The 12,386-nt window shown below is 39.6% G+C and carries 7 protein-coding genes; 5 read left to right on the top strand and 2 right to left on the bottom strand.

What is annotated here, in order from left to right; genetic code table 11:
* Positions 1–5 precede the first annotated feature (5 nt).
* From AOLE_RS09965 to entS, 3 genes are read left to right on the top strand one after another with little or no spacing between them, the layout of a single operon-like run.
* Positions 6–221, top strand: a complete 216-nt coding sequence (locus AOLE_RS09965) for an MbtH family protein (protein ID WP_013197941.1) — start codon at positions 6–8, stop codon at positions 219–221.
* 12 nt (positions 222–233) lie between these two features.
* On the top strand, positions 234–7,385 hold the full coding sequence (locus tag AOLE_RS09970; protein WP_013197942.1) for a non-ribosomal peptide synthetase: 7,152 nt from the start codon (positions 234–236) through the stop codon (positions 7,383–7,385).
* Complete coding sequence (gene entS, locus AOLE_RS09975; RefSeq protein ID WP_013197943.1) at positions 7,382–8,632, top strand: enterobactin transporter EntS; 1,251 nt, start codon at positions 7,382–7,384, stop codon at positions 8,630–8,632. The genes AOLE_RS09970 and entS overlap by 4 nt, the downstream gene beginning before the upstream one ends.
* Before the next feature lie 41 nt (positions 8,633–8,673).
* Here entS and AOLE_RS09980 read toward each other — a convergent pair whose 3' ends face one another.
* Entirely contained in the window at positions 8,674–9,405 is a 732-nt protein-coding gene (locus AOLE_RS09980; RefSeq protein ID WP_013197944.1) for a 4'-phosphopantetheinyl transferase family protein, read from the bottom strand.
* Positions 9,406–9,818: 413 nt separating this feature from the next.
* Between AOLE_RS09980 and AOLE_RS09990 the strand changes: the two genes are divergently transcribed.
* Together AOLE_RS09990 and AOLE_RS09995 are read left to right on the top strand one after the other, a co-directional pair.
* Positions 9,819–10,109, top strand: a complete 291-nt coding sequence (locus AOLE_RS09990) for a hypothetical protein (RefSeq protein WP_013197946.1) — start codon at positions 9,819–9,821, stop codon at positions 10,107–10,109.
* Between the two features lie 2 nt (positions 10,110–10,111).
* A complete protein-coding gene (locus AOLE_RS09995) occupies positions 10,112–11,716 on the top strand; it encodes a PepSY-associated TM helix domain-containing protein (protein WP_013197947.1) in 1,605 nt (534 codons plus the stop codon).
* A 46-nt stretch (positions 11,717–11,762) separates the two neighbouring features.
* On the opposite strand, the gene AOLE_RS10000 is transcribed toward AOLE_RS09995, so the two are convergent.
* Positions 11,763–12,383 (bottom strand): ATP-binding cassette domain-containing protein, encoded by a 621-nt coding sequence (locus AOLE_RS10000; RefSeq protein WP_013197948.1) that lies wholly within the window; start codon positions 12,381–12,383, stop codon positions 11,763–11,765.
* Positions 12,384–12,386: the final 3 nt, after the last annotated feature.

A 12,386-nucleotide genomic window follows, 5' to 3' on the forward strand; every position in this document is an offset into this window, starting at 1 on the left:
ATATCATGAGTAACTTACAGGAAAACTATATTAATCCTTTCGATAATGAAAGTTTGTCTTTTCAGGTTTTAAAAAATCAACAAGGTGAGTTCAGTTTATGGCCTGCTCAACATCAGGTGCCATCGGGGTGGGATGTTCAGCATGGACCGGATACGCGGGCTTCATGCATTGCATATGTAGAAAAGCACTGGCTTGCAATTAACCCCTTTCAACAAGCGTAAAGGAGTATTGTCATGAATCAGGCATTAAATAATGAATTTACTCCAGACCTTTCTCAACCAGCTCGTTTTGAATTGGCATCTACTCAGCTCGGTATTTTCCTTGCCGATCATTTAAGTTCAATTGAAGATTTATATACCATTGCGCATTGTTTGGAACTACCAAAAACTGTCGATATCCCAACGTTTAAAAAAGCGATTCAAATCGGCTTAAATGAAGCTGATACGGTCATTGCTTCATATTCATCTGACCCGTCTCAACCGTTTATTGAGCTTAATAACCTAGTTCAGTTTCAAATTGAAGAATTTGATTTTTGTCATTTAACGCCTAAAAAAGCTCAGCAACGTTTATGGGACTGGATGCCATCAGATCGTCAATGTGCTAAATCACTTAAAGCTGGTGAATCTCAACTGTTTCGTCAGGTGTTATTTACGACGCATGATAAAGTGTATTGGTATCAACGTTATCACCACATCATGCTGGATGGCTTTAGCATGATTAACCTGACCAAACGTATTGTTGAACTCTATCAACAATTACAAGAAGGAAAAGATCTTTCGGTTTCTCCGTTCATTAGCGTTAATGATGTTATTTCGGAACGTCAAGCTTATGAAAATAGCCATCAATTTAAGCAAGATCAGAACTTCTGGAAGTCATATTGCCAAGATTTACCAAGTCCTGTCACTTTAAGTACTCATCATTTAGCAGCAAAAACCACAGCGACATTTATTAAGCATCAGCTGCGTTTTTCAACAGGACTTTTAGAGCAGATTCAAGCTTTAGCTGCACAATCTAAATTAGCTTTGAATGACATGATGATGTCATTGTCATTACATTATATTTACAAAATGACAGATAAAGCCGAGTTGGTTAACGGTATTCCATTTATGCGTCGTTTAGGCTCAAAAGCAATTCGCTCAACCTTACCTACGGTAAATGTCTTGCCTGTGAAGTTTAAAGTTGCTGAAAAAGACAGTTGGGTAAGCTTAGCTCAACATGTACAAGAGCAATTACGACAAATTCGTCCGCATCAGAAATACGATGCCGAACAAATTTTAAGAGATTTAAATAGTATCGATATTCATGAACGAATGTACGGTCCTATTTTAAACTATAAAGCTTTTGATCAAGACTTGATCTTAGATGGTGAAAAGGTCAAAACACACCATATTTCTACAGGACCAATTGATGATTTTGAGTTTTCCTTTATTGTTCAAGATCATGAACTCATTATCGAACTACGTGCAGATTCGCAGCGTTATAGACAAGATGAACTATTTAACCATGGTCAACGCTTAACTTTATTGCTTGAACAGGCTCTAATTCGTCCAGAACAGGCATGTAGCAATTTTAATATTACGACACCACAAGAGCTTGCTGCCCTGACCCAAAGTGGTATTGGTCCACGTGTTAGCCATCCTGAACAATATAATAATGTTCTAGATATTTTTTATGAGCAAGTTAAGAAGTATCCCGAACGTACCGCAATTGTGAGTGGTGAACGTCCAAACCTTCAGCATCTTAGTTTTGCTGAGCTTGCAGTACAAGTGAATCAACTCACTCGTTTTTTACAAGAAAATGGTGCCAAAAAGCAAACTGTCATTGCTGGAGCTATTCCTCGTTCGATTGACTCAGTTGTAGTGATGTTATCTGTACTCAATTCTGGTGCGAGTTTCTTACCTCTCGATTTAGATTACCCAATCGATCGTATGCAAATGATGTGTGAAGATGCAAATCCATTATTTGTATTAACCACACAAGCTCTTGCACAGCAACTACCACAAAATATTCAGCAGTTATATCTTGATCATGGAGATGTTCAAACACAAATTCGAAAGCAAGATGCGAGTGATATTCCTGCCGAAAATCGTAAATTTGATTTCCAAGACATTGCTTATGTGATTTTTACCTCAGGTAGTACTGGTCGTCCTAAAGGGGTAATGAACACACATGGTTCTTTACTCAACCTCATTTTGTCACATAAACCAACCATTTACTGGCCAGTATTAGAAGCTGTAAATCAGCGTTTCCCTGACCGTCCGTTACGTGCAGCGCATACACACTCTTTCTCGTTTGACTCATCTTGGTTGCAAGTTTTCTGGATGTTATGGGGCCAAGAGCTACATATTTTTGATGAAAACATGCGTCGTGATGCATTTGGTTTAGTGCAAGAAATTCAGCAACGACAAATCGATACACTTGATTTACCGCCATCTTTTTGTGCGCAAATGATGACGAATGGTTTATTTGCTGAAAATCAGCATCACCCAAGTCTTATTTTGATTGGTGGTGAAGCTGCACCTTTAGCTTTATGGCAACAGCTCAATGCTCAGCCAGCGCTTTTTGCACATAACTTATATGGCCCAACAGAATATACGGTTGATACTTTCCGAGCAGAATTAAAACAGACAGCTCGCCCTGTCATTGGTAACCCTATTGGTAATACACAGGCCTATGTACTAGATCGTCATTTACAACGATGCCCTACAGGCGTGATTGGTGAACTTTATATTTCTGGCTTTGGTATTGCCAATGGTTATTTAGGTCGAGCTGATTTAAGTGCTGCCCGTTTTGTAGCGAATCCATTTGAACATGGACAGCGCATGTACCGTACGGGTGATTTAGTCCGCTGGAATAGTTCGGGTAAACTTGAATTTATGGGGCGATGTGATGACCAGATTAAAATTCGTGGTTATCGAGTTGAGATCGGTGAAGTTGAAAATGCACTTTCGATTTTAGCCAATGTTGAAAGCGCAGTCGTGATTGCAGAACCGATTAATAACAGTCATCGTTTACTCGGTTATTGTGTGGTTAAAGACATTGAACTTGATGAAAAAACCAGTGAGCAATTAAGTCAGCAATATTTAAGTCAGTTACGTCAAAACTTACCTGAATATATGGTGCCTTCTGCTCTAACTGTTATGTCCGAATTTCCACGAAATGTAAGTGGTAAAGTTGATAAAAAAGCACTGCCAAAACCTCAAATTCGTACCCATAGCCGAATGGCCGAAACGTCTGAACAACAACTTTTATGTCAAATTACTGCATCTGTTCTTAAGCTTGACGCAATTGGAATTGATGACGACTTCTTTATGACGGGTGGCGATAGTATTTCGGCCATTATGCTTTGTACTCAATTGCGCCAACGTGGTTACGGCTTAAGACCAAGTGATGTATTCCAATTTAAAACAGTGGCCGCTATGGCACCGCAACTCACCCGTTTAGATGAGCAACAAGCAGCCATTTCAAAACCATTATTTTCAGCAGAACTAGAACAAAAAGTTCAAGAAAAATATGGCAAAAACAGCACTATTTTACCTTTGCTTCCTTTGCAAAAAGGCATGCTGTTCTTATCTCAAGTAGAAAATCAATCGAACTATAATGCCTTTACTCGTCTTAGTTTAAATGGAGACATTGATCCGGTACGTTTACAGCAAGCGTTGATTACCGTATTAAAACGTCACCCTCAATTAGGTGGGCATTTTAATAGTGAATTAGCTGAAGAACCTGTTTTTATCTATTCATTACATCCTACTCAAGCTTGGCCAGTTCAGTTTTGCTCAGTCACTCCCGATCTGCTTGAGCAAACCATTCAAGAAGCATTGCAGCAACCGATTCACCTCGACCAACCCTATGGTTTAATTCGGGCAACCTTAATTCAACATGCTCCAGAACATTCAGAATTATTGATTATGGTGCATCATCTGTTAACAGATGGTTGGTCAACTCCGCTGTTTTTACAAGACTTTATTAAAGCTTATCAGCAAACTAATCAACAATTGCCAGTGCTTGAATATAGTTATGAAACAGTAATTAAAGCTTTATCTGCACGTGACCATGAAACATCAAAAGTAATCTGGCAACGTGATTTAGCTGATTTGCAGCCACTTATTTTATTTAATCAAGCACAGCAAGCTGTACAGGAAACTTCATATCGTTTAAGTGCTGAGTTGGGTGCGAAACTTCAACACAAATTACGCCAGCAAGGCATCACGCTCAATGTCTTCATGCAAATGATTTGGGCCATGACTTTAAATATTTATGCTCATCGTGAAGATATTGTGTTTGGTACTCCTGTTTCTGGGCGTTCAGCACCTATCAATGGCTTAGATCAGCAGATCGGATTGTTTTTAAATACGATTCCAGTACGTGTAAAGCTCAACATGCAGCAAACACTTTGGGAGCAATTGACTCAGTTACAACAATTGCATGTTGAACATTTAGAACATGATGGTTTGGGACTGGGTGCAATTCAGCAATTGATGGCTCAAGGCAATCTTTTCGATAGCTTGTTGGTCGTAGAAAACTACCCTGATAACCAGTATTTACAGCAAAAACTTGGTGATGCTGCAATTTCAAAACTCACAAATCGTGGTTATAGCCATTACCCGCTTGCTTTGTTGGTTATTCCTGATCATCAAATTGAGCTATTACTGGAACAGCGTGGTGTAATTGATCAACCAGAGCATTTCTTAGAGCGAATGGTTCAATTGATTGAAATTGCATTAAATGAACCAGAGACTTCTCTAGCTCATTATCGCTTACAACTGGCCGAAGAACGCGATTTAATCCAGAAAACAAATCAAACCCAATACTATGTTAGTCAGAGCACATTACAACAATTACTCAGAGAACAAGCTCGAATTACGCCTGAACAAACGGCATTATCTGATGAAAATCATCAGCTCAGTTTCAGTGAAGTGCGCTTGCAAGTTTGTGCTTTAGCACAGCAATTACAAATCGTGGGCGTACAGGCTGGAGATATTGTTGCGGTTGCCCTACCAAGATCAGTCAAATTGAGTATTGCTATTTTAGCGGTGATTGAAGCAGGTGCAGCTTATTTACCTATTGATTTACAACATCCGTCTGAACGCATCAAATTTATGTTGCAGGATGCCAAATCTAAACTTGTGATTGGTGAACAAAAAGATCTAGCTGCTATTGCCCCTCCATCAATAGCCACCTTTGCTTTTAATGAATTGTTTGATGAAACAAAGGTTGATTTAAGTAGCTATAAAACGACAGTTATTACCCCACAGCATCCAGCCTATTTAATCTATACATCAGGTACAACAGGTCAGCCAAAAGGTGTCATGGTTTCTCACCAAGCCATTGTGAACCGTATTTTATGGATGCAATCAGAGTATCCACTATCAGCCAACGATACGATTTTGCAAAAGACGCCATGTACTTTTGATGTTTCTGTATGGGAATTTTTCTGGTCATATTTAGTAGGTGCACGATTGGTTATGGCACCTGTGGATGCACACCGTGATCCATTGGCATTATTAAGCCTCATTCAAAAATACCAAGTAACAACATTACATTTTGTACCGTCAATGTTGGCTGTCTTTGAAAATGCTGCTACCGAAATTTTGTCATCTGCTCAGCGTCAAAGTTTACCGATCCGCCGAGTGTTCTGTAGTGGTGAGGCATTACCAACAGCTTTAGCAAAATCATTTACCGAGCACTTTAGCTGTGAGCTACATAACTTATATGGTCCAACGGAAGCTGCGGTAGATGTGAGTTATATGGATGCAACACTGGGATTACACCCGGAAGAAAGTAGCGTTGCAATTGGATATCCAGTCTGGAATACCCAGCTTTATATTTTAGATCAATACTTACGCCCTGTTCCTGTTGGAGTAGACGGTGAGCTTTATTTAGCAGGTCATCAATTGGCCATGGGTTATTTGCATCGAGCGGACTTAACGGCAACACGTTTTGTGGCAAACCCATTCGCAGCAGGTCAACGCATGTATCGCACTGGTGATATTGCCCGATGGCATGCAGACGGCAGTATTCAATATGTGGGTCGTGCTGATGACCAGTTAAAGATACGTGGGCAACGTATTGAATTGGGTGAAATTGAACAGCAATTACGCTTACTCAGTGGTCTTGATGTGGTTGTACACCCTATTTCTTCTGAACAAAATAAAGCTGATGTTCAGTTGGTTGCTTACTTGCAAACAACTGCACCTGTGGACATCGACAAGTTAAAGAAACAATTGGCGAAACAGCTTCCTGCATATATGGTGCCGACACACTATATGTTGGTCGAACAATTCCCATTAAGTCATAATGGTAAGCTGGACCGTAAAGCACTGCCACAACCGCAGCTAGAGTCTTCAAATACAGAAAAACAGTATGCTACCACTGCTTTTGAACATGAACTGACACGTATTTTCCAACAAGTTTTAAATACAGATCAAAATATTGGTGTGAACGAAGATTTCTTTGCGATTGGTGGACATTCCATTTTGGTGATGAAGCTTGCAATTGAAATCCGAAAAGTATTTAAGCGGACCATTCCAATTGGTCAGTTGATGAGTCATGTCACGATTCAACGTTTAGCGGCTTTACTGCTTACCCAAGAACGTTTGGCAGAAGTCGAACAAACTGGCATGCAGCCCATTTTACCGATCCGTTCCGGCTCTGGGCATCCATTGTTCTGTTTTTACCCAGGTTCTGGTTCCGCATGGCAATATACGGTGCTGAATCGTTATCTGCATTCTGATTTACCTATTATTGGATTGCAGTCACCTCGACCAGATGGCCTATTGGCAAATAGTACTGATATGGACGAACTGGTTGAAAAACAACTTGAGATTATTCGCAGCCAACAACCAACTGGACCTTATACGTTACTAGGTTATTCACTTGGCGGCACTGTGGCTTATGCAGTTGCAGCGAAGCTCACTGAACAAGGTGAAAAAGTTGATTATCTCGGCTTGTTAGATACTTATCCTGCTGAAATTCATCAGTGGTTAGATTTGTCGGTAGAGGAAATGAATGCAGAAGCTGAACAAGAACAGCTTCAATTCTTCAATGATATTTTAGCCGATGCAGATACTGCTTTAAGTGAAGAAACCCGCCGTTTACAAGAGGATATTTTCGCAAACTATCGCGATGCGGTACGTTTATTAAAACCTTATAAGATGCCGCACTTTGATGGTGAACTACACTTAGTTGTCGCTGAAAAAGACTTGCTACCGTATATCCAACCAGAACAACAATGGTCACCTTTAGTTAAAAAACTTAATATTGTTCAACTAAGCGAAGCGGACCATACCGATATATTGTCTCCGCAGCAGCTTGAAACACTTGGCCCGATTTTAAACCGCATGATTTGTCAGGCGCGCGGTTTAGAGGAGCACACGCCATGAGCTTCAAATCTATATTGACCGATTTTAGTCTTTTAAAACGTAATGCTCATTTCCGACATGTATTTATTGCCCGCACATTGTCATTATTAACGATTGGCATGTTAGTCGTAGCTATTCCAAAACAAGTCTATGACATTACGGGGAACTCGCTTAACGTTGCTGTTGCAATGGCTTTTGAAGGCATTGCCATGTTTATTGGCTTGTTACTTGGTGGTTTGCTGTCAGATCGCAAAGACCGAAAATGGCTAATTTTATTGGCTCGTGGTGTGTGTGGTTTAGGCTTTGCAGGCCTCGCCATCAATGCCATGTTTGAGCACCCTTCGCTCTATGCGATTTATTTTTTATCGGCATGGGATGGTTTCTTTGGTGCACTGGGTGTAACAGCAATGATGGCGATCATGCCCGTGATTGTAGGGCGCGAAAATATCGTACAAGCCCGTGCGATCAGTATGGTATCCGTACGGCTTGCAACCGTTATTTCACCAGCAATCGGCGGTATTTTAATTGCTGCTAGCGGTGTTGCGACCGTGTATTGGGTCTCAACGGTGGGTACTTTACTTACTGTGTTTTTATTGATGGGGCTACCTGCGCTTAAACCACAACATGCATCAAATGGCGAAAGTCCTCTTCGCCAATTAGCTCAAGGGTTTAAATTTGTTTTTAAAAATAAAGTAGTCGGTAGTACCATTTTAATTGGAACATTGCTCAGTTTTAGCAGTGCTATTCGCATTATTTTTCCGCAAATGGCAGATGAAATTTTTCACGGCGGCGCATTTGAACTCGGACTTATGTATTCGGCCGTGCCTTTAGGCTCGACTTTAGGCGCCTTATTGAGTGGATGGACAACAAGGTTACTCAAACCCGGCTTAGTCATGCTCTATACGTGCTTAGGTGTTTTTAGTTGCATGATTATGATTGGAATTTCACCTTGGCTCATCGTGACTTTGCCCATTTTATGTGTATTTGGATATTTGATGTCGATTGCCAACTTGCTTCAATACAGTATTGTGCAAGGACATACACCTGATGAATATTTAGGGCGTATTAACGCCATTTGGCTTGCACAAGATGCGTTAGGCGATTCGATTGCCACTACAACTTTGGGTCTCTTAACTCGTTTTTTACCAATCTCAGGAAGTATCCTCTTCTTTGGTATATTAAGCTTTGCAGTAGGATTTATGTTCCTATTCAACTCTCAAGATATGCGTGAAACAGGATTCCAAGATCCTAAATTACAAGAAAATTAAACCCTAAATAAAAAGAAGGCAATTCGTTGCCTTCTTTTGTTTTAAGCAGAATGATGTGCTTGAAAAACCCAAGTCATAATATGGTCTTGTTCTATGGTCCAACCACCTTGATATTGTTCTAAGAGTTGATAGCGCTGTTGAATTTCCGGTAAGAAAGTTAGCATTAATGTTTGATTTTCAAAATCAATATTGGTTACGGAAGCTTCTAAGAAATCGATATATTGCTTTGCAGTGGGATAAACCGCTTTATATAGACTTTCTTTTACAGAGAAAATTAAACTTACATAGTGGGAAAAATCAAAAAACTCAGTCGCTTTACCTTTCCATAAATCAAACTCAGATGGCGTTAAAACAAGATGTGCACTCTCTTGAGCAAATTCTGAGGTCACCCAGTGCTCGATATCAATTCCCAAATAAATCGCATTATTAGATAACGCAACAATTAACTTATTTTGTGAATGACTAATGCTCCCCAAAACATGAGTTGGCCAAATGGGTAAAGGTTCGTACATCGAAGTTACTGGCTGATCTAAACGAAAATGATGATTTAAAACAGCCTGAGCTAAGACCCTGCCACATAAGTACTCATTTTTACGTTCGACACGCGCTTGAGCAATTTTTAGGGGATGCTCTAATCGTTGGTCTATATGCAAATGCGTTGTTTGTGATAAATCTAGCCCATAACAAAATAGCTCTGATGTAAGAAAAATAGGACTCGAAATTTCATAAATTGATTTACTGATTTGTTCAGGAATGTATAGATAATTGCTCAATGTATTCAACTTCAAAATAAATATTTTTAATGAGTTACCTCCTATCTTAACTTACCCACCACAAATATATAAATAATTATATTTTTCATTTGATAATAATTATTATTTACTTATACTGTTGGGTAAATTTTGACTTTAATTTACTTATAAACATCGATTATGAAACTTATAGGACTTTTTTTGACCCTGTTGGGAGCGGTCAGTATCTATTGTAGTCATAGCAACCAAAACCTGTTGTCTCAACATCTTCCTACTTTCTTTAAGTATTTGGGTCTAGTGCTATTAGGCATTGGATTTATTGCGCTCTTTGCAAGCTTACCAAAAGTTGTGGCCGCTTTTTGTTGGTTCATGCTCATCATTTTTGCGTGGTCTTTCCTCCCTTTTATGGCGCTTTTTAAACGGAAACTGATTTCATGAAAGCTAAAATTCAGTCTCCGATCCAGCCAGACTGGTGGAGTAAAACTTTTGCTGGTGGTGTTTTTGGTCTAAGTCTTTCTATCGCTATTGGTAATTTGATTGTTTTATTAGGCCAACCTTATGTCGCCATGGATTTATTGGTGCAAGTGGGTATGTGGAGTGTTCCTTGGGTTTGGATGCCGATTATGTTTGGCAGTTATTTTTTTACGACTGGACGAAAAGCGCTTATCTATTTATTCATTGCTAATGCCCTAGCGTATAGCTGTATTTTTGTCTTACGGGGTTAAACATGAAAGTACGTTCAGACATCATGAAATTAGCAAAAAGCATGCATACTTGGGTGGGTGTATGTGCTGGGATTTTGCTTTTTATCTGTTTCTTTGCTGGTGGGCTCAGCATGTTTCAGCACCATATTAGTAAGTGGGCTACGCCAACACAGCAAGTTTTACCGAAAGTCTCACCCGATCAATATAATGAACTCATTCAAAAAGTACAGACCGCCTATCCTGCTGCGCAAAAGAACTTCACACTAAATTTATCGTCCAATGAATTTCACTATGCACCTATTACGTGGAGTGAACATGAACGTGGAGATGGCTTTAATGCTGCTCAGTCTACGTGGATGGCAAGCTTAGGTAACAAGGGCGAGTTAATTGTTGCCCAAGAAAACCTATCTAAAGCTGGCTGGCTAATCGAACAGTTGCATGAAACAGCAGGCATACCGGGCATGGCAGGCCATCACGGATTAGGTCTTTATGTCATGGGGGTAGTTTCGATATTATATTTTCTTGCTCTGCTTTCAGGCGTCATTATTCTTTTACCAACCTTGGTAAAGGATTATTTTGTTATTCGCCCTGGTAAAAATAAAAAGCGTTTTTGGCTAGATGCACATAACGTGATTGGGATTACGAGCTTACCGTTCCACATCATTATTAGTATTAGCGTTATTGTCTTTGCTTTTCATGACTTTTTTTATGATGCGATTGGACAACTTGCACTCAAAGGCCAGCCTGTTTTTCAGCGTTCTCCCCCTGCGCTTATTCAACCTAAAGAAACACAGATTGATGTGCAGCAAATATTAGCTCAAGCTAAAAAAGTAGCACCTGAATATTCAGTTGACTATATCCAGTTCAGTGGCCTAGACAAACCTGAAAAAGCCAATGCACGTATTGCCCTGTATAGTTCAGATCAGATGTTGCGCGGTGCGAATCAAGACTTTATGCGTATGAATCCATATGCGGTTGAGCACTTTAATCATAAAGGCATTAACACACAAACTGATGCTGGGAATAAGTTAATCAACGCCATGTTTAGTCTACATTTTGGAAGTTTTGGTGGTACTGGCGTACGTTGGATTTATTTTGTGTTAGGTGTTGGTGGTGCTTTCTTATTTTATACAGGTAACATCCTTTGGGTTGAAACTCGTGCACGTAAACAAAAGCGTGCTGAAGATCCTGTTCCTGTTCAACGTAAAGATGTTGTATTCCTTGCGAACTTAACAATAGGTGCATGTTTAGGGTGTGTTTTAGCTGTCGTAGCCACAATGTTGGCCAGCCGTTGGCTTTTCGCAGCATTCAATATTGAAAGCATAAATCACCTCTTTATGTATGGTTATTATGCGATTTTCCTACTAACTATGATTTACACCTTTGTGATTGGCTATGCAAAAGCTTTACCGCAACTGCTGTTAACCCTGGTTTTAGTGTTATTTGCGATTCCACTTACATCTCTTTTAGCTTACTTCATTCCTCAAAGTGACTTATGGGTACATGGTGGAGAAATCTTAGTAGTTGATTTCTTAGCTATCATTTTTGCTTTCGCTTTCTGGCGTTTTTATCAACAAGCCCAAGATCGCCGAAAATCTGCTCCAACGGGCAGTTTATGGGCTAGCTAACAACCATAAATCGGCAAGACTGAAATAATGTGTGAAATATGAAAAATTATAAAATCCACATTGTTTCGGTCAGTTGTTTAATCTCTTGAATATCATGACTCACATAAATCATCGGAATTTTTATTTCCTCTTTTACTTTCTGAAAAAAAGGAATAATTTCAGCTTTATGATTCGCATCTAGTGCCGATAAAGGTTCATCAAGTAGTAACAGCTTAGGTGAATATAACAATGCTCGGCCCAGTGCTACGCGTTGTTTTTCACCACCTGAAAGTTTGATGGGCATACGTTGTAATAAGTGCTCTAACTTTAATAATTCAATAATGTAATCTGCCTCAAAGTGACGCTCTTGTTGGGACAGGTGCTTAAGACCAAATAATAAGTTTTGCTTTACCGTTTTATGCGGAAAAAGCTGAGCATCTTGAAAGACCAATCCAACATGCCGCTTTTGAGTACTCAAGTTAATGTTTTGATCTGAATCGAACCATGTTTGATTCTGTATTTTAATGAGTCCACTACGCGGTGTGTTCAGTCCTGCAATGGCATGTAGAATTGATGTTTTACCTGACCCAGAGGCACCAAATAATCCAATAACAGCAGCATCTGACTGGAAACTAGGTTCAATATGAAACTGACCCATGTGTAGCTGAAAACGGCAATCAATCAACATAAT

The organism is Acinetobacter oleivorans DR1 (genome assembly GCF_000196795.1).
In the GTDB taxonomy this organism is placed as follows: domain Bacteria; phylum Pseudomonadota; class Gammaproteobacteria; order Pseudomonadales; family Moraxellaceae; genus Acinetobacter; species Acinetobacter oleivorans.